Consider the following 22,666-nt stretch of genomic DNA (forward strand, 5'->3'; position numbering starts at 1 on the left):
GCGATTGCGGTGGTCCGTACGAACTGCCGCAGGCGCTTACGCGTCGAAGTACGCGGCCGCGCCCTCGTGGAGTTCGATCGACATCCCGTCCTGTGCGCTGTCGGCCGAGATGAAGTCGGTCTTGATCGTGAGGTCCTCGACGTTGTCGAAGATGGCCGCGGTGACGGTCTCGACGACGTCCGCCGAGAGGCCGGCGCGCGTGGCGATCATCGCCTGGACGGCGACGGTCTCGACCGCCTGATCGACGCCGCTGTAGGTGCCGGCGGGGATCGTGTCGTTAGCGAACCAGGAGGCGGCCTCCTTGACGGCCTTCCGGTTCTCACCGGCAATCGGGACGATGTGGATGTCGTTCGTCGTCGCGAGGTCCTCGATGGCGCCGACCGGCCAGCCGCCGACGACGAACGCCGCGTCGATGTCGCCGTTGGCGAGCTGTTCGGACGCCTGCGAGAAGCCGGCGTTCTGCTCGTTGTAATCGGTGATGCCGACCGCTTTGAGGATCTGCTGGGCGTTGACCTGCGTGCCGGAGCCGAGGTCGCCGGTGTTGATCGTCGCGCCGCTGAGGTCCGAGAGCGTCTCGATGCCCGTGCTCTGGAGGGTGACGATCGTGATCGTCTCGGGGTAGAGCGTGGCGACGCCCCGGAGGTTCTCGATCGCGTTGCCCTGGAACGTCTCGATGCCGGTGCCGTTCTTCGCGAAGTAGGCGATGTCGTTCTGGATGAGCGCGAAGTCCGCGGACCCGTCGGCGAGGCTCCCGACGTTCTCGACGCTGGCGCCCGTCGACTGGACGGTCAGCGAGTAGTCGGTGTTCTCCTCGACGATCGTCTTGAACTCGTTCGAGAGCGGGTAGTACGTGCCGCCGGTGCCGCCAGCGTGCCAGCTGAGGCGCGTGCTCGTCCCGCCGTCGCCGCCGCTGCTCTCGGTGGTGGTGTCGCTACCGCCTCCGCCGCTCGTCTCGGTGTCGCTGTCGCCGCCGCTGCCACCGTTCCCGCTGCAGCCCGCGAGAGCCGCGATGCCTGCAATCCCAGTCGCTTCGAGGAATCTCCGACGAGTCCGATTGTTCGTCATACGATTCTCCATAGCGCTCTATAGATTTATATTTTTGGTGTTTTTTTCCCTGATTGTGAGACATACTCAATCGCTAGAACCAGTTGCTTAAATACTTGAAATGATATTTCTTCTTATAATAAAATAATACGTATAGTACTGTCCGGGAGTTAATCTCGGATACGCAAAATAGTAGTTTTCTATTCAGTCTACTTTTATCGTAATTGAATAGAATTCGGATTGCGTTGTACTCATCGCAAAATTTGGGATGAAATTCAAATCACACGAACACGGGATTCCGCCTGACCCTCAGTAAAGAACCCGGATATCGCGAAACGCCTCGGATAGATATCTCTTTCCGATGTCTCAGTATGCAAAGAGATGTCGCTACACTCGGTGGGATTCTGGTGTGACAATGTCCGCTGCGGTGGTCGGTTCCGCCCTCGAAAAAATGGTGCCGCACCCCGCCTCGGGTTCAGCCGACGACCGGTTGGGGGTCGTCGTCGCCGCTCCCGAGGATATCTTCGACGATATCGTTGATGTCCGGAGCGCGGCGCTCACGCCGAGGTTCGTCTGTCGGGTAGTGCGGTACGAGGGGCATACTCTCACCCCAGAGGAACTACGTATCCAACAGCAAAAGTTTCCCTACTCGGTCACTCGTCCAACCGCCGCATCTCCTCGTCGGTCAGTTCCAGATGCGAGGCGGCGACGTTCTGCTTGAGGTGCGAGATCGACGAGGTGCCCGGAATCGGGAGGATGACGTCCGAATGCTGGAGGAGCCACGCCAGCGCGACCTGGTAGGTGGACGCGTCGTGGGCGTCCGCGACGTCCGCGAGCACGGACTCCTTCTGGCCGAGGTCGCCGGCGCCGAGCGGGAACCACGGGATGAAGCCGATGTCATCGGCCTCACAGACCTCCAAGACGTCCTCGGACTCGCGGTTCCCGAGGTTGTACTGGTTCTGAACGGTGGCGATGTCGACGACCTCGCGGGCCGTTTCCAACTGCTCGATGCTGACGTTACTGAGGCCGACGTGATCGATCACGCCGTCGTCTTTGAGTTCCGCGAGCGCGGTCACGGAGTCCTCGATGTCGACGTCGGGGTCGACGCGGTGGTACTGATACAGGTCGATCGTGTCGGTCCGGAGTCGATCCAGACTACAGAGGACCGCGTTGCGGAGGGAGTCGGGATCGCCGCGCTTGAGCCACTCGCCCTCGCGGTTCCGGACGAGACCGCCCTTTGTCGCGACCACGAGGTCGTCGGCGTAGGGCGCGAGCGTCTCGCCGATCAGCCGCTCGCTGACGCCGGGACCGTACGAGTCAGCCGTGTCGATGAAGTCGACGCCGAGACTCACCGCCGTCTGGAGGACGCGTCGCGCGTTCTCGACGTCCTCGGGCTCGCCGATGACGTCCTCGCCGGTGAGCCGCATCGCGCCGTACCCGAGCCGGTGGATCGTCAGTTCGCCGCCGATGTCGAACGTGTCGCTTGCGTTGCGGAGTGTCACGTCGTTCGAACGGTCGGCGGCGACGTAAGTAGTCGGACTGGGGGCTTGGGTTGCCGGTGCCGGGGACTACTGCCAGGTGATGTAGGTCAGTGCACCGATGCCGCCGGTCTCGAGGATCTGCAGCAGCATCATCACTTGTACGGCTACCGTCGGCATCGCCGGCGCGGTGAAGTAGAAGTACAGCGCGACGACGTTCTCCGCCAGGAGGAACGTCCCGAACACGATCGACCCGAGCGTGAACGGCGCGCGGACCTCCCGATACGTGCCGACCCACACCCACAGCACGGCGAGGAGGAGGACGATGTTGACGGTCGCCGCGAGCCGCGCCGCGTCCAGCATCAGCGTCATCGGCTCTCGCCCCCGTGGACTGTGGGCGGTCTCGAACGCGAACGTCGGCGTGGTACTGTGTGGCTCATATTACTCATCGATGCGGGCGAGTATCGTCTCGACCGTCTCCCAGTGGTTCCGCACCCGGTCGCTCGGCAGGTAGACCGTGCCGTAGTCCGCGTCGCTGCTGGTGACGATCCCGTTGTCTTCGAGGACGTCGAGGTGGTGTCTGATCGTGTTGTACGCCAGATCGACCTCCTCGGCCAGCTGATTGGCGTTCCGCGGGCGTTCGTCGAGCGCGCGCAGGATACGAGCACGGTTCGGTCCTCCGCGTGTGCCGGCGAGCGTCTGCCAGAGGACCGTCTCCATCCCTGCCGACGTTCTCCGCACGCTGTTAAGAATCCACCGGCACCGGCGCAGTGAGACGACTCTCCCGACGACAGCGAGGCCGACCCGCCCGCGACCCCGGGTGCTTCCGTCCGCCCCGTCACGGTTCGTGGGTGCATCGTTCGTGGCTCCGACCTCGGAACGCGCGCCGAGGAACTGTTCAGTAGTCCGAACAAAGCGCATTTAGGCCTTTCGGGAGCCGCAGCCAGATATCGGTTCAGAGCCAGTTTGAAGCCACTTTACCCGGACTTGAGGGGAAATTTAGCCCGAATTGCGAAATGGGTTATCAGTCTGTCACTCCTGGTCAGAACCGGATGTCACCAGACAGATCCTCCACCTCGCGGCGGCGCGTACTGCTCGGAATGGGTACCGGCCTCATCGCCGGCCTCGCCGGCTGCGGCGCCGGCGGGAACGGAACCGAAACCGCGACCGATACGGCGACGCCGACGGACACGCCGACGCCGACCGAGACCGCGACCGAGACGGAAACGCCGATGGGCACGGCCGCGGTCCGCGTGGGCCATCTGTCGCCGAACGCCCCCAACGTCGACGTCTACGTCGACGGCAGCGCGGTCCTCGAAGACGTCGCTTTTGGCGCCGTCAGCGGCTACCTCGACGTGCCCGCGGGCGATCGGTCGGTCGAGATCACTCCGGCGGGGAGCCCGGACACGGCCGTGTTCTCCGGAACGATCCCCGTCGAGGCCGACACCGCGTACACGATCGCGGCGATCGGTGAGGTCGGCGACGAGGCCGATCAGGCCTTCGAGCCGCTGATCCTCGAAGACGACAACTCGGACCCCGGCGACGAAACCGCGCGCGTCCGTCTGGTCCACGCGTCGCCCGACGCACCCGCGGTCGACGTGACAGTGGCATCCAGCGGCGACGCGCTCTACGACGGCGTCGCGTACGGCGAATCCGGCTACGTGGAGGTCCCCGCTGGCGCGTACACGCTCCAGGTCCGCGGCGACACCGAGGGCAACGACGGCGACGTCGTCGCCGAATTCGACCTCGATCTCGCCGGCGGCCAGGTGTACACCGCCTTCGCCGCGGGCTATCTCTCCCCGGACGACGAGCCCGCGGATACCCCCTTCGACCTGTACATAGCCCAAGACGCAGGCGGCCAGATGATGGGCTGACAGCGCACCCGTCGAGGCACCCCCCGCGGCCCGTCATCCGCTTTCGAGCGCCAGACGGTTACACAAAACTTTTACCGGACTCGCCGAACTGTACGATACGGTCAACGGACTCCGCCCCGACGGGCGCCCGGGTAGGGGTACACGAGCGAACGTCGGGGCGCCGTCCGATGGACATTTTTCGAGGGCAAATCGAACAAGCGGCGGCGCCGACACGCTAAAGCGCGATGTAGACCGCCGTGTAGCCGAACAGCGCGATCGTGACGCCGCTCAGTGCGATCACTGCATACGAGAGACTCGCCCGTAGAAGGTGGGACCGCTCCGTCGACAATCGGCGGAAACTCCCGTTCCCGTCCCCATCCGATGCGAGCAACGACCGCGCCCACGCGACGGCGCCGCAGGCCAATCCGACCGCCAGGATCGAGAACACGAAGTGATACGACACGTCGAGCGTCGGCGGGACCAACAGCAACGGCGCGACACTGTACGCCGCACCGAGGGTGACACTCCGATCGAAGACCGGGCCGACGGAGCCGTCTGTCAGCCGCACTACGACCAGGACGGCGAGCCAGATCGTCGCCAGTTCGACGGCGAACGCCCCCAGGAGATGCAGCGTCGGATCCGCGTGCAGCGCCACGCGCCCGTCGAACACCGCCAGGCCAAACGGATACAGCAGTTCCGGGGGTTCGCCCGTGAACAGATCCCCCCACGGGTGAGTGGCGAGACCGATCACTGCCGCGGCCGCCAGTACGCGCGGCGAGAGGTCGGCGTACCGCCGCACGGCGGCTGCGAGCACGACGCCGGCGACGACGAACGCGCCCATCACGAAGCCGCCGAGTGCGCCGCTCACGGCCAGGGCGACGCCGACCAAGCCGATCAGTAACGCGACGCCGACGCTCCGGGCGAGTCGCGTGCGCCCGGCCTCGCCGGCGCGGAGCGTCGCCAGCGCGACGGCGGGGCTGACGGCGGCCGCGACGACGAGCGAGTGGGTCATCGAGCGGTGGACGCGGTTCGCCGCGCTCCAGAACGCGTCGGCGTCGGCAGCGGCGACGACCTCGGACCCGTCGACTGCGAACAGGGCGTAGGCGACGTCGATATCGGGCAGGGCCGCGAAGGCGCCGGCCGCGACGCCGACCGCCAGAGCGCGGCGCGTCGGCCAGCCGCGCCACTCTGCGGCTAAAGCCGCGAGGGCGAACGCGAGCATCGCGTGGCCGACGAACACGCGTAAAACTGCCGCGCTCAGCGAATATAAGCGACTCGCCCCGTTGTGAGCCGTGATATCACGCCGGGACCGACTCGGCGGCCGAGGCCACCACCGACTAAGTGACGGCAGCGCGATGCGGAAGTGATGGATACGCCAGCCGATATCCGCGAGGCGGTCCCGGCGTTCGACGACGTTCGGTATCTGAACACCGGCGCCAGCGGCCCCAGTCCCCGTCCCGTCGTGGAAGCCGCACAGGCGGCACTGGAAGCTCACGAGTGGGACGCCGCCCGCAATCCCGGGCCGTACCCCCACGCGTTCGAGCGGTACGACGAGGCCCGCGGCGACGTCGCCGCCTTCGTCGGCGCCGACGAAGACGAGATCGCGCTCACCCAGAGCACCACCGACGGCATCAACCGCATCGCCTCGGCGATCGACTGGGAGCCCGGCGACGTGATCGTCCGCACCGATCTCGAACACCCCGCCGGAATCCTCCCGTGGCAGCGGCTCGAACGCGACGGCTGCGAAGTCCGGGTCGCGCCGACCACCGAGGGGCGCATCGATCGCGACGCCTACCGCGACGCCGTCGCCGACGCGAAGCTCGTGTGTCTGAGCGCGCTCACCTGGAACTACGGCACGCACCTCCCCGTCGCCGAACTCGTCGCGGACGCCCACGACGCCGGGGCGCGCGTCCTCGTCGACGCCGTGCAGGTCCCCGGACAGACCGATTTCGACGTCTCGGCGTGGGGCGCAGACGCCGTCGCGATGGCGAGTCACAAGTGGATGCTCGGGCTCTGGGGGGCCGGCTTCCTGTACGTGGACACGGATGCCGCACCCGACTTCCACCCCGGCCAGATCGGCTACCGCGGCATCGAGCGCTTCGACGACGCCGGCTACGAACTCAAGCCCGGCGCGGCGCGGTTCGAGGTCGGCACCACGAGTCCCGCGCCGTACGCCGCGCTCTCGAAGTCGATCGACGTCCTCGAAGGCGTCGGTCTCGACACGATCGAGGCCCACATCCGTGAGCTCGCCACGCGGTTCGTCGACCACGTCCCCGACGATCGGCTGGTCAGTCCGGCGGATCCCGAGTCGGGTCTCATCACCGTCCGCGTCGACGACCCCGAGACCACCGTCGAGCGACTCAACGAGGAGTACAACGTCGCTATCAGATCGCTTCCGGATCCGGCGGGCGCCGTGCGCGCGTCGCTCCACGTGTACAACACCGCAGAAGACGTCGACCGACTCGCGACCGGCCTCGACGAAATCGGGTGGTGAGACTCAGCCCTGCAGTACGGCCCGGATGAGCCGCCGCTCCTCGTCCTCGGTGACCTGCTCTGCGTCCATACACGCGTGGACGACCTTGTGGACGAACTCGGGGTCGTCGAAGGGCGACGCCTCCGGGTCTTCGCGCTCGCTCTCGCGCTCGTCGGGACCGGCTTCGATCGCGTCCAGCCGGCGTTCCACGGACCCGAGCCGGTCTGAGAGTTCGTCTACGGCGTCGGTGAGTCGGTCGATATCTTCGGCAGCGACGTCTGGAGCGTGACTCGCTTCGGCCTCCGCGCCCGGTTCGGACGTGGTGCCCGTAGTGGGAGCGCCATCCGGCTCTGGGGCGGTCTCATCCAGCGATTCCGACGTCGCATCACCTTTCGCGACCTCCGATTCGCGAGCGGAATCCGCGTCCGTACTGGAATCTTCGTTGCCTGGTGTTGAGGCATCGTCGTCGGAACCGAAGAGGGCAGCCGTCAGCGACGCCCGATCAGCCCACTCGAAGCCGTCGATGTCGCGGATGCGGTTGCTCACCGTCGCGCGCGAGACGTCCAAGACGTCGGCGATTTCCTGCTGGGTCGCGGCCGGACGCTCGTAGATGGCGCGCAGCGTCTCGCGGTCCTTCGCCGACAGCGAGTCCAAATCGACCCGGGCGGGTGCGACCTCCGCGTCCGAGTGGTCGGACGCGTCGCCGCCCTGATTCGGGGTTTCGGATTCGGTGTCGTCCTCCGACTCGTCCACATCGCCGTCGGCTGGAGCGGGCACCGGTGGCGCCGGGTCGCCGTATTCCTCGAGGACGCGTTCGACCAGATCCGCCGATGCGCTCGGGACGCGCTCGGCGATGTCGGCGTACGACGCGTCCGGTTCGTCGGCGGCGAGGTCCAGGATCCGCCGTTGACGGATCGACTTCGGAGCGTTCGATCGGTTGTGTGATTCACTCATCTGCCATCCCTATCCAGTTGGATCAGAAGTATTTACACTACATTAATAGTTCCGCGGTACGGTTGAACGTTGCCTGATGGGCCGAACCGGAGGTGAGTCGAATCGAGAGTGAGAAGTTCGACTACCGTCCACCGCGTGGGAGAGATCCGAGACGTACAGAATTCGTATATCAGGATAGACTTTATCACGGCATCCCCCGGAGTTGGAGCCTGATTTCGCCCGCGCGACGCCGGTGAAGTGATACGTCTCCCCGCTGTATCCCCTCGACGAGATGGCAGACAGTTCCGAGACCGTTCGGCTCCCGCTCGAACCGCTCCGGCGCCGGGTCGCCGACGCGACCGGCGAATCGGCCTCGTTCGTCGAGCTCACGGGCGTCGACCTCACGGCGAACACCCTCGAAGTCACCTACACGATCCCCGACGAGGACGTCCCCGTCGTCGAGGTGATCGTCGAGGGGCCGAACGGCGAGACGGACACGACGCCGGTTCGGCTCGACGCCCCCGCCGGCTTGAGAGTCTACGGCGAGCTCCTCCGTATCGAGTACGCCGGCCGCGACGCCGAGACCGACGAGATCCTCGTGTCGGTCTCACACCGCCGCGGGGACGACTGGCACACGCTCCTCGGTTGCGGCCAGATGTGGGCCGTCCCGACCGAGCGAAACGGCGAGTCGATTTCGCTCACCTGCCACGTCGAGACCCCGTCGGTTCCCGAGGAGGAAGACGAATCGGATGCGGAAGTCGACGACGAACCCGAAGCCGACCAACCAGATGGACCCGATGCCGACTTCTCGGACGAGGCGCGCGAGAGCGACGAGGGCGGCTTTTTGAGCGGTCTCGACTGATATCGCCGTTCGCTAAATCGTATATCGAGATACGAAATTTGTGATCACAATTGGATCTGAACATCCTGAGCGGGAACGGATTCATCATCTTACATTTCCGATACAACTTTATCGAGTGAGCGGCGCCCGATACGTATGCAAGGAAAGCGGGTACTCGTCACCGGCGGCGCGGGGTTCATCGGATCGAACCTCGCCAACACGCTCGCGGCGGACAACCACGTCATCGCGCTCGACAACGGCTATCTCGGCACGCCCGCGAACCTCTCCGACGACGTGGAATACGTCGAAGCGGACGTCCTCGACGACGGCCTCCCGACGGACGTCGACGTCGTCTATCACCTCGCGGCGCTGTCCTCTCGGCAGATGCTCGAAGAGAACCCCCGGCAGGGCGCACGGGTCAACATCGAGGGCTTCGTCAACGTCGTCGAGCAGGCTCGCGAGGACGGTTGTGACACCTTCGTTTACGCCTCGACGTCGTCGGCGTACGGGAGTCGGACCGAGCCGAGCCCCGAGGATATGGACCTCGAAGCGTCGACGGGCTACGACGCGTCGATGCTCGGCCGGGAGCGCTACGCGGAGTACTACAACGACTTCTACGACGGCCTCTCGCTCGCGGGAATGCGGTTCTTCTCCGTCTATCAGGGCTACGGCGGCAACGAGGAACACAAAGGCGAGTACGCGAACACGGTGTCGCAGTTCGCCGACAAGATCGCCAGCGGCGAGTCGCCGGTGCTGTGGGGCGACGGCACGCAGACGCGGGACTTCACGCACGTCGACGACATCGTCCGCGGTCTCGTCCGCACGGCCGAAGCGGAGCTCGCCGGCGTCTACAACCTCGGGACGGGCGATCCGTACTCGTTCAACGAGATGGTCGAGATGATCAACGACATCCTCGGTACCGACGTCGAACCGGAGTACGAGCCGATCCCGCTGGAGAACTACGTCCACGACACCTGCGCGGACATCACGCGGATCCGCGAGGCCACCGGCTGGGAGCCCCAGATCGACTTCGAGCAGGGCGTCCGGCTGGTCTGTGAACCCTATTTAGACGACTGAGGCGCCGATCCGACCCTGTTGCGCTCGTCGTCGTCACCACACGCGGACGGCCGGCGTTCCGCAGTCCTCACACAGGATCGCCTCGGAGCCCTTGTAGGTCCCCGCGTCGAGGTCGCCGTCGCAGTAGTGACAGTCCGTCGTGTCCAGTCGGTCGAGTAGCTGTTCGGGATCCCGCCGTGCCGACTCCTGATCCGACATACCTCGATCGTGGTGGGCAGTCGACATAATTCTACCTCCGAGACCGACGTCCGACCCGGGCTATGCCGCTTCGTGCTCGGCGCGGAGTTCCTCGACGAGGCCCTGCGCCGCGCGACGGACCGCCTCGTCGCTGGACTGGCTCGGCTCCCAGCCGAGCGCCGAGAGCTTCTCGATCGACAGCCGCATCTTCGGCACGTCGCCCGTCCACCCGCGGTCGCCGCCCGTGTAGGTGTACTCGGGATCGAGGCCCATCTCGTCAGCCACGATGTCGGCGATGCGGTTGACCGACGTCGTCGTCCGCGTGCCGAGGTTGTAGATGTTCAGCGCCTCGTCGGCGTGTTCGACGACGTGACAGATGGCGTCGACGCACTCCTCGACGTGGAGGTACGACTTCTCCTGGCGGCCGTCGCCGAGGATTTCGAGCGTCTCCGGATCTTCGAGGAGTTTCTCGATGAAGTCGGGGATGACGTTGCCGCGCTGGCGCGGCCCGACGATGTTGGCGAAGCGGAAACACCACGCCGTCATCCCGTAGGAGTGCGCGTAGGTGGACAACAGCGACTCGTCGGCGAGCTTCGACGCGCCGTAGATCGAGATCGGCTCCAGCGGCGCGTAGTCCTCGGGCGTCGGTCGCGGCGCTTCGCCGTAGACGGTCGACGACGAGGTGAAGACGACGTGCTCGACGCCGACCTCGTCCATCCGTTCGAGGACGTTGTAGGTCATCGCCGAGTTCTCCTCGAACAGCTGGCGGGGCTTGTCGTAGTTGGTGTCGGTGTAGGCCGCGAGGTGGAACACGACGTCGACGTCGCCGGTGACGACGCGCGCGACGTCGGACTCGTCGGTCAGATCGGCCTCGACGAACTCGACGCCGTCGGGAACGCGGTCGCGCGTCCCCTTCGAGAGGTCGTCGGCGACCACGACGTCGTTGTCGGCGCGGAGGTGGGCGGCGAGGTGCGACCCGATGAGGCCCGCACCGCCGGTCACGACGACGCGCTTGTCGGTCAGATCCATACCGGTAGTGTGAGAGAACCGAAAAAAGGGGTTGCGATGCGGCAGTGGATAGATCTCCCTGGCCTACGATCGCGTCGTGACGACCTCGACGGAGCGCGTCCGCGGCCCGTCGCTCTCGACGAACAGCACGGACTGCCAGGTCCCGAGGTCCAGGGAGCCATCGGCGACCGGGATCGAGACGCTCTCGCCCAAGAGCATCGCCCGCAGGTGCGCGTCGGCGTTGTCGTCGATGGCGTCGTGCTCGTAGCCGTCGCCGCGCGGGACGATCGAATCGAGCGCGCGCGTGAGGTCTGCGCGGAGCCGCGACTCGTTCTCGTTGACGACGACGCCCGCGGTCGTGTGCGGGACGAACACCGTACAGACGCCGCGTTCGACGTCCGCCGGGACCGCCGCCGCGACCTCGGCCGTCACGTCGCGGACGTCGACGCGTTCGCCCGTCTCGACTTGGAACGACATACCGGCCGTTTACCACCCAGCGTGATGAGTGTTACCAGTGGTTTTAATCTCGTTTGACAGCTCCAGGGGATATGACGCTTCACCTGCCGCGGCTCGGGCTCGGGACCTCGGATCTCGGGATCACACTCGGCGACGGTGACGACGACCCGGAGGCGTGCGTCACCGCGGTCGAGACGGCGCTCGATCTGGGCTACCGCCACGTCGACACGGCCCAGATGTACGGGAACGAACACCTGGTGGAAAGGCCATCGAGCGGTCGGACGTCGACCGCGACGAGGTCGTTCTCGCCACGAAAGTCCACCCGCAGAACCTCGCGTACGACGACGTCATCGAGACTACGAAGGAGAGCCTCGACAGACTGCGGACCGACTACGTGGACCTCCTCTACGTCCACTGGCCGATCGACGCGTACGATCCCGACGAGACCCTCCCCGCGTTCGATCGACTCCGCGAGGAGGGCCACATCAACCACGTCGGCGTGGGCAACTTCACCGTCGAGACGCTGGAGGTCGCCCGCGAGGTCCTGGACGCGCCGATCGCGGCGAACCAGATCCAGCTCCATCCGATGCTTCCGCCGACCGAGGGCGAGCGGGCCGAACTGCTCCCCTATGCCGCCGAACACGGTATCGAGGTCGTGGCGTGGTCGCCGCTCGCACGGGGCGAGGCACTCTCGCTCGCGCCGGTGCGGGCGGTCGCAGAGAAACACGGGGTGAGCCCGGCGCGCGTGATCCTGGCCTGGCTCTCGGATTTCGACGTGAGCGCGGTCGCGAAGGTCTCGACGCGCGACCACCTGGAGGACAACCTCGAAGCGCCGTCGCTGTCGCTCGACGACGAGGACGTCGAACGGATCGAGTCGATCGAGGAGCGAAAGCGGCTGTTCGACCGCGAGGACGCGCCCTGGAACCAATAGCTTCGACCGGCGCGGCGGAAACTGCCGGTCCGTCGGGAATACGGGCTGTTTGTGTCGAGTCAGCGACCGAATCCGTCAGTAACTGTCGAATAGACAGATGCACTCACGTTATTGCATATTTTGGACATTCGTATTTCAAAATACGAAATGAGAAAACAAATGGAGAAGACTTAACCGTATACCCGGTCTGTGTCTAATCGCAATGGCAAACGGTAAGGTTGATTTCTTCAACGACGCAGGCGGTTACGGCTTCATCTCTACGGACGACTCCGACGACGACGTGTTCTTCCATATGGAAGACGTTGGCGGCGAGGATCTGACCGAAGGGACGGATATCGACTTCGACATCGAACAGTCCCCCAAGGGACCGCGCGCGACGAACGTCGTCCGCAACTAACGTAGCGTTCGCGTCGCCGCGCGGCGACACGATCGACACCACTTTTGCAGTAACTCATAGTGATTACTCTCGTCTCGTACCGCCAAACGCCGTCACCGGGGGTGGCGTTCCGGCGGTAAACAGTGAGAGTAATCACTGTCAGCCGCAGAGAGGCGTCACGGGCGACCGTCCCGGCGGTACGTACTGGACACTCACGAAGTGATTCGATGAGTGATTCGGACGAGGCCATCGACGACCGCGAAGCGCGCACCGAGAAACGGCGCGACTGATCGCGCCGCGGTGCTTCGAGCGCGTCCGGTCAGTCGTCGCCCAGAACCCCCTGGGCGACGGCCATATCCTCCACGTCGGGGTCCTCCTCGGAGTGCCGGAGGACGAACCGCTTTCTGAGGATGTCGGCGGCGTAGATGACCGTCCCGACGATGATGAGGGTATCCCCCGGGAGCCGCGCCCAGAACAGCATCTGGATGATCGGCTGTTCGTAGAACGCGAGGCTGCGTGCGGCGGCGTAGCCCTGGGTGAAAGCGGTCTCCAGCTGGAGGAAGCCCACCGGGAGCACCGAGACGAACACCATCAGCGCGAGGCCGACGTTCCAGCACCAGAAGGACGCCCGGAGCCACGAGGCGTCCCAGCGCGCGGGCTGGATGGCGATCTGGAGCATATACGCGACCATCCCGAGCGCGAGGAAGCCGAACGCGCCGAACATCGCCGCGTGGGCGTGGCCGACGGTGAGGTAGGTACCGTGCTCGTAGTAGTTGATCAGCGGGAGGTTGATGAAGAACCCGAGCACGCCGGCGCCGACGAAGTTCCAGACGCCGCTGGCGACGATGAACATGAAGGGCAGGCGGTAGGGGAACTCGCCCGCCGACATCGCGCGGTACTGGCCGAGCGCCTCGTAGAGGATGAACACGAGCGGGATCAGCTCCAGCGTGGAGAAGACGCTCCCGATCGGGACCCACGTGTCGGGCATCCCGATCCACCAGTAGTGGTGGGAGACGCCGATGACGCCGGTGCCCATCACGAGGAGCGCCTGGAGCATCACGGCCTTCTCGGCGCTGCGCCGCGAGAGGAGGTTCATCGACACCAGCGTCAGGCCGACGATGGCGACGATGAAGAACTCGAAGGCGCCCTCGACCCACATGTGGACGACCCACCACCGCCAGAACTCCGTGACGGCGATGTTCGTCGACGGGGTGAAGAGGAAGCCCGCGGTGAACAGCAGGGCGATCGAGCCGCCCGCGTAGAGGATCATATGCGCGAGGCCGTACGGCGGCTCGCGGTCCAAGAGCGGCTTCAGCCCGCGGACCGCCAGAACCGCCCAGATGCCGAAGCCGGCGAGGATGCCGAACTGCCAGACCTTTCCGACTTCGAGGTATTCGAGGCCCTCGTTGCCGAGGAGCCACCACAGCTGGCCGTCGAAGTAGCCGTTGGCGCCGAGCCAGATGCCGCCGAGACCGCCGACCACGACCACGACCAGCGCGCCCAGGAGGCCGTTCACGTACGTGGACTGCCGCGTCGGCTCGTGGCCGGTCAGGAGCGGCGGGAGGAAGAGCCCGGCGCCGAGCCACGTCGTCGCGATCCAGAGGATCCCCAGATCGATGTGCCAGGTCTTCGCGATGGCGAAGGGGAGCAGCTGCAGGATGTGGACGCCGAAGACGCGTTCGATGCCGAAGAAGCCGGCGCGCTCGATGTAGAAGTGCGCCAGCAGGCCGCCCAACAGGACCTGCGCGAGGAACAGCCCGGCGGCGATGGGAATGAACCGCAGGGCGGAACGCTGGCTCGGGAAGACGCTCATCTCGCCGGGCTTCGGCACGGAGATGCCCTCGGCCTTCGGCTCCGGGAGTTCGACCGAACGGTAGAGCCAGATCCCGGCGCCCGCGCCGGCGACGAGCAGGATCATCGCGATGACGCTCCAGGTCATCGCGGCCCCGGTGGCGTCGTTGCCCGCGCCGGGCTGGTACGGCCAGTCGTTGGTGTAGCTGTGGCTACTGCCCGGCCGGTCGGTGTGGGAGAACCACGCGGTCCACATCGCGAAGTCCGCGAACTGCCGCGCCTCCTCGGCGGATTCGATCATCTCCGCGGGTACGCCGCGGGCGTGCGAGCCCTCGTGATACCGCTGGACGTACTCCTGCCGGACCTGCCGGTGCGCGTACAGCTCGGCGGCGGAGTACTGGATCGCCCCGCCGTCGTAGCTCGTATCGAGTTCCTGCTCGACGATGTCGGCGACGGCGGCCTGGCGCTCCGAGGAGAGGTCCTCGTACGCCGTTCCGTACCGCTCCTGGGCGTAGTACTCCCGCATATACTGGACCTTCAGGTCCAGCGCGTCGGCGGTGTAGTCGACGCCGTAGTAGGCGCCGTTACCCAGGATCGAGCCGTGGTTCATCAGGCCGTTCTTCTGGAAGACCCGCTTCCCGTCGCGGATCTGTTCGTCCGTGACGACGACGTCGCCGTCGGGGCCGACGACCTCCTCGGGGATGGGCGGCGCCTCCTGGTAGGCGAACCAGGCGCCCGCGCCCATCACGACGAGGTTGAACACGAACACGACGACGATCGCCTTCGCTATCGTCTTTCGTCTCAGCTTCATAAGTGACACTCTAAAGCGGACGTATCAAAATCCGCACCTCGGTTTTCGGATCCGGTCGGTCGATCCGAATATGTTCGATTCGCCCGTTGCTATGTACGTTTCGTTCCCCGAGGGAAACCGCGGGACGCCGTCAGCCCTCGTAGCCGGCGTACTCCATCAGCTGTGCGAAGATGTCCGTGTCCATCGCGGACTCGTAGACAACGCCGCCGAGCATCCCGCCGGGGTAGAAGCCGCCGTTCATCACGTGGTTCACCTTGTGGCAGTGCATCAGGTAGATGCCGGGGTCGGCGTCGGCGGTGAACTCGATGGTGTGCCGCTCGGCGGGGGCGACGTTCGTCACGTCCATCTCGTGGCGGGCGGCCTCCGGAATCGTCCCGCCGTCCTTTTCGACCCGCTGGAAGCGGTGATTGTGGATGTGCAGCGGGTGGCTCATGTAGCCGCCGTTGACGAAGTGAACTCTCACTCGGTCGCCCTCGCTGACGATGATCGGCGAGCCGTCCTCGGGGTGGAGCGTCCGCGGCGCGCTCTTGCCGTTGACGGTGAAGACGTCGGGCTTGCGGTTCTGCGGGTCGTAGGTGGCGTCCTGGCCCGCGGCCATCCGCGAGAGCCGGGAGTCCCAGTCCTTGACCGTCATGAAGTACTCGCGGTCGGCGCGCTCGTAGCCCTTCGGATCGACGCGGAAGATGCCGAACATCCCCATCTCGATGTGGCGGTGGGTCTGGTAGTGTCAGTGATACAGGTGCGTGCCGGGGACGTTCGCGGGGATGGTGTAGGTGTGCTTCTCGCCGGGGCCGACGCGGATGCCGGTCGTCGTCGGAACGCCGTCGTCCTTCCAGGCCTTCCGGACGCCGTGGAAGTGGAGGGTGTGGGGCCGCATCCCGTCGGTGTTGTCGAGGGTGACCTCCATGTCCTCGCCTTCGGTCGTCCGGAGGATCGGTCCGGGGACGCTGGGGTCGCCGTCGCCGGCCTGGAACGCCCACACGCGCGGCAGTTCCACGGGCCCGCCCATCGTCTCCAGCGGGTGGACGGCGTGGTGTGCGGGCGTCGACTTCAGCGTCACCGACCCGCCCTGCTCGTCGACGTCGACGACCTCCGGCGGACTCGTCGAGGGAACCGAGTCATCCGTCGTCGCCTGATTCGCCGTCTGCGACGCCTGGACGCGCTCTTCGGTCGGGGCCGTACAGCCGGCGAGACCGAGCGCGCCGGCGGAGCCGGTGGCAGCGAGGAATTCGCGACGCGACATCGTCGAACCGGGTGCGCCTACGGGTGTGCTCATTACACTCGGTGCTGGGGGCCAGACGGCGGTATAAGGTGAACTCGCTTCCAGCCGGTCCGGACGCCGTCGAACATATTCGGAGGTTCCGCGCGGGAGCTCTTTCGGGAGTGTCCGAAGACGAAAGGAAACTACTTCCCGTCCGCGCGTGCGCTCCACGAGTAGACGGCGCGCCGGCCCACGCGCGGTCGTGGCCGCCGCGCCGACGCCCCGAATCGATGTCTTCGAACCCCCTCTCCGACGCGCTGACGCCCGATCCGGAGTCCGTCTTCGCCGCGCTCGCGGACCCGCAGTGTCGGGCGCTCCTCCGCGCGCTCGACCGGCCGAAGACGGCCACGGAGCTCGCAGACGCCGTCGAGATGCCGCGCTCGACGGCCTACGAGAAACTGCGCCGCCTCGCCGACGCCGGGCTCGTCCGGAAGCGAGAGACCGCAGAGGAGGTCCGGTACGCGATCGACTTCGAGACGGTCGTCGTCCGCACCGCCGGCGACGACGACCTGTCGGTGTCTGTGTCCCGGCCCTCGACGTCGGCCGCCGAGCAGCTGACCGGGATGTGGCGCGAGGTGCGGTCGGAAGCGAGCGGCGACTGATAGTCACGATGACGAGGCGTCGGCGGCTTCCGTGCGGACTTATGGGGCTGGCCGGGATTTTGGGTACTGATGGCCAGAGCCACTCTCGTTCTCGACCTCCCCGAGCAGGTGTGGGTTTCGACGCTCTCGCGGGAGTACCCCGACGCGGAGTTCACCGTCCTGGCGGCGATGCCCGCCGACGACACAGGCGTAGGGCTCGTCGAGATCTCCGCCGCGAACATCCAGGCGATCGTGGCGACGATCGACGGCTACGAGACCGTCTTCGACGTCACGGTGCTGGAGGCACAGCCCGACCGCGCGCTGGTGCAGTTCGAGACCACGGAGCCGCTCCTCCTCCGTTCGCTGAGCGAGGCCGGGATCCCGCTGGAGCTCCCGATCACCATCGTCGACGGCGAGGTCACCGTCGAGGTCACCGCCTCCCGGGAGCGCCTCTCGGAGCTCGGCGACCTCCTGGAGCAGTTCGGCATCCCCTTCGATCTCGTCTCCGTGACCCAGTCGGTCGACACGCAGTCCCTCTTGACCACAGAGCAGCACGAGCTCCTGGAGACCGCGATCGAGGAGGGGTACTACGACACGCCCCGGACGTGTACGCTGACCGAACTGGCCGAGTCGGTCGGCCTCGCCAAGTCGACGACCAGCGAGAAGCTCCACCGCGCCGAGAGCAAGGTGATAAAGGAGTTCGTCGGCGCCGACGACGCGGAGTAGCGGCCGCCGCGAGGGCCGCCCTCCCCCGGCCGATCAGCGGGACGAAGACCCCGGCCCGCTCGCCACTTCGCGTTCCGACAGCCGCCGCTCGACGCGCTCGACGGCGCGGGAGAGCGCCTCCAGCGCCGCGTCGCGCCCGTCGTCGACGAGGTCGCGCGAGGGGCTGGCCAACGACAGCGACCCGGCCACCTCGTCGAGGACGACGGGCATTCCGATGGCGTAGATCCCCGAGATGTCCTGGCCGCGGTTGATCGCGTAGCCGCGCGAGCGGATCCGGTCGAGGTCGGTCCGCAGTTCGGCGGGCGTGACGCCGTCGCCGCTGGCGCGGTCTCCACCAGGATCTCGTCGAGGCGGTCGTCGGGGAGGTACGCGAGGATCGCCTTGCCGGCGGCCGTCCGGGTGATCGGCGACCAGTCGCCGACGAGCAGGTCGGGGTTGTGGGTCGGGTTCGACCCCGCGCCGTTGACGAACATCAGCCGGCCGCCCTCCTCGATGGCGGCCCAGGCCGTCTCGCCGGTGCGATCCGCGAGGTCCCGCAGGGGCTGTTTGGCGGCGACGTAGAACGGCTGGCGGGACTTGACGACCGTGCCGACGTGGAACCACTGGTGGGAGAGCCGGTAGGTGCCGCCGTCGTTGATCGCGTAGCCGTGGGCGGCGAGCGTCTTGAGGTGGCGGTGGGTCGTGCTCTTCGTGAGGTCGAGCCGCTCGGCGAGTTCGGTGACGCCGGCGGGACCGCTCTCGGTCAGCGCCCCGACGATCCGCAGGAGCGTCTCGTCGGCGCCGACGAGGGATCCGTTCCCGCTCATATCACTGGAAGCGATCGGGGCTCGATAAATCTCCCGGCACGGTCGGCGAGCCGTCCCACCGCGTCGGGCTACGGGGCCCGCCGGTCGCCGACGTGGACGACGCCGTCCTCGACGACGACCTCGTAGGTGGGCAAGACGATGTCGTCGTTTCCGAGGTGCTCGCCGGTCTCGATGTCGTAGGACCACCCGTGCCACGGGCAGGAGATGACGCACTCCTCGTCGGTGTAGGAGCGCTCGACGCGCTTGCCGGGCTCTTCGAACTCGCCGACGAGCTTGCGGTGGGTCTTCCCGCTACAGACCGGACCGCCGTCGTGGAGGCAGTGGTTCTGCAGCGCGTAGAACTCGCCTTCAACCCGGAGGACGCCCACCTCGGCGCCGTCGACCTCGACGAACGCCCGGTCGCCGTCCTCGAAGTCGTCGGCGGGGCCGACCGCCACGAGGTCGCCGGTCGAATCGCCGCTCACAGGCCGAACACCTCCGCGGCGTTCTCGCCGAGGATGCCGCGTTTCTCCGCCTCGGAGAGGAACGGCAGGTCGATGACCGTCGTCGGGCGGTCGTAGTCCCAGTGGGGGTAATCGGAGGCGAAGAGCAGTTGATCGGGGCCGACCATCTCGATGCACTTCCGGAGGTACTCGGGATCGGCGGAGACCTCCAGCGGTTGGGTGCCGTAGTAGAAGTCGGTGATGTACTCGCCGGGCTGTTTTTCGAGGAGCGGCGCCTCCTCGGGGCGCTTGAGGTACTCCTCGTCGAGGCGCGTCATCAGCGAAGGGAGGTACGTCACACCCGACTCCATGAAGGAGATGTCGAGGTCGGGGAACTTCTCGGGGACGCCCTGGACGACGAGGCTGACGATCTGAGACATGTTCGACTCCAGGAAGCCGAGCGTGTGAGTTTCGAGCATCTCCTGGTAGCCGCCGCGGACGTACTCGTCGAGGCCGGCGCCGCCGGTGTGGAACACCGCGGGCAGGCCCATATCCTCACAGCGCTCGTACAGCGGGTCGTACTTCCGGTTGCCGAGCGGCGGCGTCGCGCCCGCGGTCACGAAGAAGGCGCCGACGTACTCCTCGCGGCCCTCGATCTCGTCGAGGATCTCCAGGGAGGCTTCGACGTCGTAGTAGGGGATCGGCGCGAGGCCGAGGATGCCGTCGTCGGGGTCGAGCACCTCCTCGCTCATATACTCGACGTAGGCCTTCGCGAAGGCGGCCTGGCGGGTGTCGTCGGCGGTGGTGCCCGCGCCGGCGAGGATGAGATGCGAGATCAGGAGCGTCTGGTCGACGCCGATGGCCTCCATCCCCTCGCGGATTCGCTCGGGCGTCTCGGGGTCGTCGGGGTACGAGGAGTGCTCGCGGGTGATCTTCCCGTGGGCCTGGCGGTCGCCGGTCGAGAAGGGGAAGAAGGAGCTGAGGTTCTGCTTTGCGCCCTTCTCGTCGAAGTTGCTGCCCTCGAACCGGGTCTTCCAGGGCTCGTCTATGTACTCCGCGACGTCTTTGAACGACTCCATATAGTGGCAGTCGCAGTCGATCACGTGGTAGGCGTCGAGGTCGTCCGCGCGCCTCGGTTCCGCGTCGGGCTGAGACATACTCCTCACCTGCGATTAGTCAATATTAAAAACGTCGCAGCAATCGACATCGGGATCATATGCGAAAAATAATACCGTCTCTGTACTGCGATTTTATCGGGATATTTTTTCGAATAGAATCTATCATCCCAAATTGCGGGACAGTTTATATACTATATCGAATCTCGGAAGCTCGCCGACAGTTGCGCGCCAGTTTCCCGTATGGCGGGACAATTCACGTCCGCGACGGGCTCGCTGTCGGGCCGAGACTCGGCGCTTCCGTCACCGCCGCATCCGGCCCACGCTGCGGCCCCGGCATCGAATCCCTTTTGACTGACCGGACAGTCAGTTCGAACAACGAGATGGAGCGCACAGTATGACCGAGGATACGCCGACCGAGATCCTGCACGCGACCCACAGCGCCGTGTGCAAGCACGGCTACGCGGACGTGACGATGCAGGACATCGCCGACGAGACGGACCTGTGCAAGGCGTCGCTCCACTACCACTACGACGGCAAGCACGACCTCCTCGTGGCGTATCTCGACCACCTCTACGACCAGTTCGAAGACCGCATCGCCGACCCGCCCGGCGACACCCCCGCAGCGCGCCTCCGCGGCCTCGTGGACGAACTCCTCACCGAGCGCCCGGACGCGCCGGCCTTCCAGACCGCCCTGTTGGAAATCAAGGCCCAGTCCCCCTACGACGACGCCTTCCGCGAGCGGCTCCGCCGCTTCGACGACGCCTTCGCCGACGCCGTCCGCGAGGTCGTCGAAGCGGGCGTCGACGACGGGACCTTCCGCGCCGACGTCGATCCCGAGGCGGTCGCGTCGTTCCTGACGACCCACGTCAACGGCGTCCAGACGCGCCACGTCGCCGTCGGCCACTCCCTCGACGAGGCGGCCGACGCCGTCGACGCCTACGTCGACGAGGCGCTGCGGGCCGACGCGGAGTCGTCCGCCGCGGGTCCGAAAGCCGAGGGCGTCGGCGCGGGAGGCGCGACCGAATGAGCCTGCTCGACCGCCTCGGGTCGGTGTTCAAGGGGCCGGAAGAACTGAACCTCACCAGCGGCGGCATCGGCAAGCCGCTCTTCTTCCTCTCGCTGCCGATCGTCATCACGAACCTCCTCCAGACCGCGTACAACCTCGCGGACACGTTCTGGCTCGGGCAATATAGTACAGAGGCGCTGGCGGCGATCAGCTTCGGGTTCCCGATGGTGTTCCTCCTGATCTCGCTGGGGATGGGACTGTCCGTCGCGGGCAGCGTCCTCGTCGCCCAACACGTCGGCGCCGGCGAGGAGGAAGAGGCCGAGTACGCCGCCTCCCAGACGGTGAGTTTCGCCACGATCGGCTCTGTCATCCTCGGGGCGATCGGCTTCCTCGCGGTCGGCCCGTTCATCCGCTTCCTCGGCGCGTCGCCGGACGTGCTGCCGCTCGCGACGAGCTACATGCAGGTGATCGCCGCCGGGCTGCCGTTTATGTTCGGCTTCTTCGTCTTCATCGCGCTGATGCGCGGCTACGGCGACACCGTCACGCCGATGCTCGTGATGTTCGGCTCGGTCGTCCTCAACATCGCCCTGGACCCGATCCTCATCTTCGGGTTCGACGGCAACCCCCTGTTCGGGATGCTCGGGCTCCAGGACCTGCAGGCGACGCTCTTTGCGATGACGGGCTACACCGGCTCGGGGATCACCGGGGCGGCAGTCGCGACCATCTTCTCGCGCGCGCTGGCGTTCCTCGTCGGCATCGCGGTGATGGTCGAGGGCGTCCGCGGCGTCCGCATCCGGCCGAGCCAGATGCGCCCGGACTTCACCTACCTCCGCCGCCTGCTCGACATCGGGATCCCGGCCTCCGTCGAGGGGACGGGCCGCGCGCTGTCGGTGAACCTCCTGCTCATAGTCGTGGGGATGTTCCCGACGACGGTCGTCGCGGCCTACGGGATCGGCGTGCGGGTCTTCTCGGTCATCTTCCTTCCCGCGATCGCAGTCGCCCGCGGGGTCGAGACGATGACCGGCCAGAACATCGGCGCCGAGAAGCCCGACCGCGCCGGCTTGGCCGCGGACTTTGCCGCCAAGTGGACGCTCGTCATCCTCACGGGCGTCGGGCTCGTCACGCTGCTTTTCACCCGGCCGATCGTCGCGATCTTCACCAACGACCCCGAGGTGATCCGCGTCGGCGCCGACTTCCTCAGCTACGTCGCGCCCACCTTCGGCTTCATCGGCGTGATGCGCTCGTACTCGGGGAGCTTCCGCGGCGCGGGGAAGACGCTCGTCGCAGCGGCGATCTCGGTGATAATGCTCGGATTCATCCGGATCCCCGTCGCGTACGTCGCGTCGCTGTCGTACGGCTCGACGGGCATCTGGATGGCGTTCCCGATCTCGAACGTCGCCGGCGCGCTCATCGCGTACGCCTGGTACCGGCGGGGCTCCTGGCGGACGGGCTCTGTCCGACGCCCCGCGCCGGCCGACGACTGACGCCGAAAATCCC

General features: G+C 66.4%; 22 protein-coding genes and 4 pseudogenes. 10 read left to right on the top strand and 16 right to left on the bottom strand.

Annotated features, from left to right (window positions below; translation table 11 throughout):
- Positions 1–36: 36 nt before the first annotated feature.
- The 5 genes from ACQUQ0_RS05460 to ACQUQ0_RS05480 all read right to left on the bottom strand — a co-directional run bounded on the left by ACQUQ0_RS05460 (position 37) and on the right by ACQUQ0_RS05480 (position 3,242).
- The gene (locus ACQUQ0_RS05460; protein ID WP_435183682.1) at positions 37–1,065 is read right to left on the bottom strand and encodes a TAXI family TRAP transporter solute-binding subunit; all 1,029 of its coding nucleotides are present in this window, start codon (positions 1,063–1,065) and stop codon (positions 37–39) included.
- A 454-nt stretch (positions 1,066–1,519) separates the two neighbouring features.
- Positions 1,520–1,645, bottom strand: coding sequence for a hypothetical protein (locus ACQUQ0_RS05465; RefSeq protein ID WP_435183683.1), 126 nt, complete (start codon positions 1,643–1,645; stop codon positions 1,520–1,522).
- A gap of 52 nt (positions 1,646–1,697) precedes the next feature.
- Positions 1,698–2,546, bottom strand: coding sequence for an aldo/keto reductase (locus ACQUQ0_RS05470; RefSeq protein WP_435183684.1), 849 nt, complete (start codon positions 2,544–2,546; stop codon positions 1,698–1,700).
- A 66-nt stretch (positions 2,547–2,612) separates the two neighbouring features.
- Positions 2,613–2,894 (bottom strand): hypothetical protein, encoded by a 282-nt coding sequence (locus tag ACQUQ0_RS05475; RefSeq protein WP_435183686.1) that lies wholly within the window; start codon positions 2,892–2,894, stop codon positions 2,613–2,615.
- Positions 2,895–2,963: 69 nt separating this feature from the next.
- Entirely contained in the window at positions 2,964–3,242 is a 279-nt protein-coding gene (locus ACQUQ0_RS05480; protein WP_435183687.1) for an ArsR/SmtB family transcription factor, read from the bottom strand.
- Positions 3,243–3,574: 332 nt separating this feature from the next.
- Here ACQUQ0_RS05480 and ACQUQ0_RS05485 point away from each other — a divergent pair.
- Positions 3,575–4,381, top strand: a pseudogene (locus tag ACQUQ0_RS05485) (DUF4397 domain-containing protein); the annotation flags it as partial.
- 229 nt (positions 4,382–4,610) lie between these two features.
- Here ACQUQ0_RS05485 and ACQUQ0_RS05490 read toward each other — a convergent pair.
- The gene (locus ACQUQ0_RS05490) at positions 4,611–5,615 is read right to left on the bottom strand and encodes a metal-dependent hydrolase (RefSeq protein WP_435183688.1); all 1,005 of its coding nucleotides are present in this window, start codon (positions 5,613–5,615) and stop codon (positions 4,611–4,613) included.
- Positions 5,616–5,741: 126 nt separating this feature from the next.
- Here ACQUQ0_RS05490 and ACQUQ0_RS05495 point away from each other — a divergent pair, with 126 nt between their 5' ends.
- Positions 5,742–6,869, top strand: coding sequence for an aminotransferase class V-fold PLP-dependent enzyme (locus tag ACQUQ0_RS05495; RefSeq protein WP_435183690.1), 1,128 nt, complete (start codon positions 5,742–5,744; stop codon positions 6,867–6,869).
- A 3-nt stretch (positions 6,870–6,872) separates the two neighbouring features.
- On the opposite strand, the gene ACQUQ0_RS05500 is transcribed toward ACQUQ0_RS05495, so the two are convergent.
- Positions 6,873–7,802: a winged helix-turn-helix transcriptional regulator gene (locus ACQUQ0_RS05500; protein WP_435183692.1), complete on the bottom strand. Its 930-nt coding sequence runs from the start codon at positions 7,800–7,802 to the stop codon at positions 6,873–6,875.
- Between the two features lie 271 nt (positions 7,803–8,073).
- On the opposite strand from ACQUQ0_RS05500, the gene ACQUQ0_RS05505 reads away from it, so the two are divergent.
- Together ACQUQ0_RS05505 and ACQUQ0_RS05510 are read left to right on the top strand one after the other, a co-directional pair.
- On the top strand, positions 8,074–8,643 hold the full coding sequence (locus ACQUQ0_RS05505) for a hypothetical protein (protein ID WP_435183694.1): 570 nt from the start codon (positions 8,074–8,076) through the stop codon (positions 8,641–8,643).
- 135 nt (positions 8,644–8,778) lie between these two features.
- A complete protein-coding gene (locus ACQUQ0_RS05510; protein ID WP_435183696.1) occupies positions 8,779–9,699 on the top strand; it encodes an NAD-dependent epimerase/dehydratase family protein in 921 nt (306 codons plus the stop codon).
- Between the two features lie 33 nt (positions 9,700–9,732).
- Here ACQUQ0_RS05510 and ACQUQ0_RS05515 read toward each other — a convergent pair whose 3' ends face one another.
- From ACQUQ0_RS05515 to ACQUQ0_RS05525, 3 genes are all read right to left on the bottom strand, one after another.
- Positions 9,733–9,897 (bottom strand): HVO_A0556 family zinc finger protein, encoded by a 165-nt coding sequence (locus tag ACQUQ0_RS05515; protein ID WP_435183697.1) that lies wholly within the window; start codon positions 9,895–9,897, stop codon positions 9,733–9,735.
- A 60-nt stretch (positions 9,898–9,957) separates the two neighbouring features.
- The gene (locus tag ACQUQ0_RS05520) at positions 9,958–10,905 is read right to left on the bottom strand and encodes an NAD-dependent epimerase/dehydratase family protein (protein WP_435183698.1); all 948 of its coding nucleotides are present in this window, start codon (positions 10,903–10,905) and stop codon (positions 9,958–9,960) included.
- A gap of 63 nt (positions 10,906–10,968) precedes the next feature.
- A complete protein-coding gene (locus ACQUQ0_RS05525) occupies positions 10,969–11,361 on the bottom strand; it encodes a secondary thiamine-phosphate synthase enzyme YjbQ (protein WP_372390197.1) in 393 nt (130 codons plus the stop codon).
- A 71-nt stretch (positions 11,362–11,432) separates the two neighbouring features.
- Here ACQUQ0_RS05525 and ACQUQ0_RS05530 point away from each other — a divergent pair.
- Together ACQUQ0_RS05530 and ACQUQ0_RS05535 are read left to right on the top strand one after the other, a co-directional pair.
- Positions 11,433–12,271 (top strand): annotated as a pseudogene (locus ACQUQ0_RS05530) (aldo/keto reductase).
- Between the two features lie 202 nt (positions 12,272–12,473).
- The gene (locus ACQUQ0_RS05535; RefSeq protein ID WP_372390199.1) at positions 12,474–12,668 is read left to right on the top strand and encodes a cold-shock protein; all 195 of its coding nucleotides are present in this window, start codon (positions 12,474–12,476) and stop codon (positions 12,666–12,668) included.
- Between the two features lie 298 nt (positions 12,669–12,966).
- Here ACQUQ0_RS05535 and ACQUQ0_RS05540 read toward each other — a convergent pair whose 3' ends face one another.
- Entirely contained in the window at positions 12,967–15,249 is a 2,283-nt protein-coding gene (locus tag ACQUQ0_RS05540) for a nitric-oxide reductase large subunit (RefSeq protein WP_435183700.1), read from the bottom strand.
- Positions 15,250–15,379: 130 nt separating this feature from the next.
- Positions 15,380–16,525: pseudogene (locus ACQUQ0_RS05545) on the bottom strand (multicopper oxidase domain-containing protein).
- Between the two features lie 215 nt (positions 16,526–16,740).
- On the opposite strand from ACQUQ0_RS05545, the gene ACQUQ0_RS05550 reads away from it, so the two are divergent.
- Positions 16,741–17,112: a helix-turn-helix domain-containing protein gene (locus ACQUQ0_RS05550; RefSeq protein WP_435183701.1), complete on the top strand. Its 372-nt coding sequence runs from the start codon at positions 16,741–16,743 to the stop codon at positions 17,110–17,112.
- Between the two features lie 69 nt (positions 17,113–17,181).
- Complete coding sequence (locus ACQUQ0_RS05555) at positions 17,182–17,817, top strand: helix-turn-helix domain-containing protein (protein WP_435183702.1); 636 nt, start codon at positions 17,182–17,184, stop codon at positions 17,815–17,817.
- Positions 17,818–17,850: 33 nt separating this feature from the next.
- On the opposite strand, the gene ACQUQ0_RS05560 is transcribed toward ACQUQ0_RS05555, so the two are convergent.
- The 4 genes and pseudogenes from ACQUQ0_RS05560 to ACQUQ0_RS05575 form a co-directional block, all read right to left on the bottom strand.
- Positions 17,851–18,231: an IclR family transcriptional regulator domain-containing protein gene (locus ACQUQ0_RS05560; RefSeq protein ID WP_435183831.1), complete on the bottom strand. Its 381-nt coding sequence runs from the start codon at positions 18,229–18,231 to the stop codon at positions 17,851–17,853.
- Positions 18,156–18,623, bottom strand: a pseudogene (locus ACQUQ0_RS05565) (IclR family transcriptional regulator); the annotation flags it as partial. The gene ACQUQ0_RS05560 and the pseudogene ACQUQ0_RS05565, both read right to left, overlap by 76 nt.
- Positions 18,624–18,691: 68 nt before the next feature.
- Complete coding sequence (locus tag ACQUQ0_RS05570; protein WP_435183703.1) at positions 18,692–19,087, bottom strand: Rieske (2Fe-2S) protein; 396 nt, start codon at positions 19,085–19,087, stop codon at positions 18,692–18,694.
- Positions 19,084–20,202, bottom strand: coding sequence for an amidohydrolase family protein (locus tag ACQUQ0_RS05575; protein WP_435183704.1), 1,119 nt, complete (start codon positions 20,200–20,202; stop codon positions 19,084–19,086). Before ACQUQ0_RS05575 ends, ACQUQ0_RS05570 begins: the two co-directional genes overlap by 4 nt.
- 355 nt (positions 20,203–20,557) lie before the next feature.
- Here ACQUQ0_RS05575 and ACQUQ0_RS05580 point away from each other — a divergent pair, with 355 nt between their 5' ends.
- Together ACQUQ0_RS05580 and ACQUQ0_RS05585 are read left to right on the top strand one after the other, a co-directional pair.
- Positions 20,558–21,190 carry a TetR/AcrR family transcriptional regulator gene (locus ACQUQ0_RS05580; RefSeq protein ID WP_435183706.1) on the top strand — a complete coding sequence of 211 codons (633 nt, stop codon included), beginning with the start codon at positions 20,558–20,560 and terminating at the stop codon, positions 21,188–21,190.
- Positions 21,187–22,653 (top strand): MATE family efflux transporter, encoded by a 1,467-nt coding sequence (locus ACQUQ0_RS05585; RefSeq protein ID WP_435183707.1) that lies wholly within the window; start codon positions 21,187–21,189, stop codon positions 22,651–22,653. The genes ACQUQ0_RS05580 and ACQUQ0_RS05585 overlap by 4 nt, the downstream gene beginning before the upstream one ends.
- Positions 22,654–22,666 lie beyond the last annotated feature (13 nt).

This window comes from Halobellus sp. EA9 (genome assembly GCF_051195055.1).
In the GTDB taxonomy this organism is placed as follows: domain Archaea; phylum Halobacteriota; class Halobacteria; order Halobacteriales; family Haloferacaceae; genus Haloquadratum; species Haloquadratum rubicundus.

What these genes read in the sequence shown, in the direction of transcription:
- ACQUQ0_RS05460 (WP_435183682.1), bottom strand. Translation starts at nt 1,065, where the DNA reads ATGACGAACAATCGGACTCGTCGGAGATTCCTCGAAGCGACTGGGATT.
- ACQUQ0_RS05465 (WP_435183683.1), bottom strand. Translation starts at nt 1,645, where the DNA reads ATGCCCCTCGTACCGCACTACCCGACAGACGAACCTCGGCGTGAGCGC.
- ACQUQ0_RS05475 (WP_435183686.1), bottom strand. Translation starts at nt 2,894, where the DNA reads ATGACGCTGATGCTGGACGCGGCGCGGCTCGCGGCGACCGTCAACATC.
- ACQUQ0_RS05480 (WP_435183687.1), bottom strand. Translation starts at nt 3,242, where the DNA reads ATGGAGACGGTCCTCTGGCAGACGCTCGCCGGCACACGCGGAGGACCG.
- ACQUQ0_RS05495 (WP_435183690.1), top strand. Translation starts at nt 5,742, where the DNA reads ATGGATACGCCAGCCGATATCCGCGAGGCGGTCCCGGCGTTCGACGAC.
- ACQUQ0_RS05500 (WP_435183692.1), bottom strand. Translation starts at nt 7,802, where the DNA reads ATGAGTGAATCACACAACCGATCGAACGCTCCGAAGTCGATCCGTCAA.
- ACQUQ0_RS05505 (WP_435183694.1), top strand. Translation starts at nt 8,074, where the DNA reads ATGGCAGACAGTTCCGAGACCGTTCGGCTCCCGCTCGAACCGCTCCGG.
- ACQUQ0_RS05510 (WP_435183696.1), top strand. Translation starts at nt 8,779, where the DNA reads ATGCAAGGAAAGCGGGTACTCGTCACCGGCGGCGCGGGGTTCATCGGA.
- ACQUQ0_RS05515 (WP_435183697.1), bottom strand. Translation starts at nt 9,897, where the DNA reads ATGTCGGATCAGGAGTCGGCACGGCGGGATCCCGAACAGCTACTCGAC.
- ACQUQ0_RS05520 (WP_435183698.1), bottom strand. Translation starts at nt 10,905, where the DNA reads ATGGATCTGACCGACAAGCGCGTCGTCGTGACCGGCGGTGCGGGCCTC.
- ACQUQ0_RS05525 (WP_372390197.1), bottom strand. Translation starts at nt 11,361, where the DNA reads ATGTCGTTCCAAGTCGAGACGGGCGAACGCGTCGACGTCCGCGACGTG.
- ACQUQ0_RS05535 (WP_372390199.1), top strand. Translation starts at nt 12,474, where the DNA reads ATGGCAAACGGTAAGGTTGATTTCTTCAACGACGCAGGCGGTTACGGC.
- ACQUQ0_RS05540 (WP_435183700.1), bottom strand. Translation starts at nt 15,249, where the DNA reads ATGAAGCTGAGACGAAAGACGATAGCGAAGGCGATCGTCGTCGTGTTC.
- ACQUQ0_RS05550 (WP_435183701.1), top strand. Translation starts at nt 16,741, where the DNA reads ATGTCTTCGAACCCCCTCTCCGACGCGCTGACGCCCGATCCGGAGTCC.
- ACQUQ0_RS05555 (WP_435183702.1), top strand. Translation starts at nt 17,182, where the DNA reads ATGGCCAGAGCCACTCTCGTTCTCGACCTCCCCGAGCAGGTGTGGGTT.
- ACQUQ0_RS05575 (WP_435183704.1), bottom strand. Translation starts at nt 20,202, where the DNA reads ATGTCTCAGCCCGACGCGGAACCGAGGCGCGCGGACGACCTCGACGCC.
- ACQUQ0_RS05580 (WP_435183706.1), top strand. Translation starts at nt 20,558, where the DNA reads ATGACCGAGGATACGCCGACCGAGATCCTGCACGCGACCCACAGCGCC.
- ACQUQ0_RS05585 (WP_435183707.1), top strand. Translation starts at nt 21,187, where the DNA reads ATGAGCCTGCTCGACCGCCTCGGGTCGGTGTTCAAGGGGCCGGAAGAA.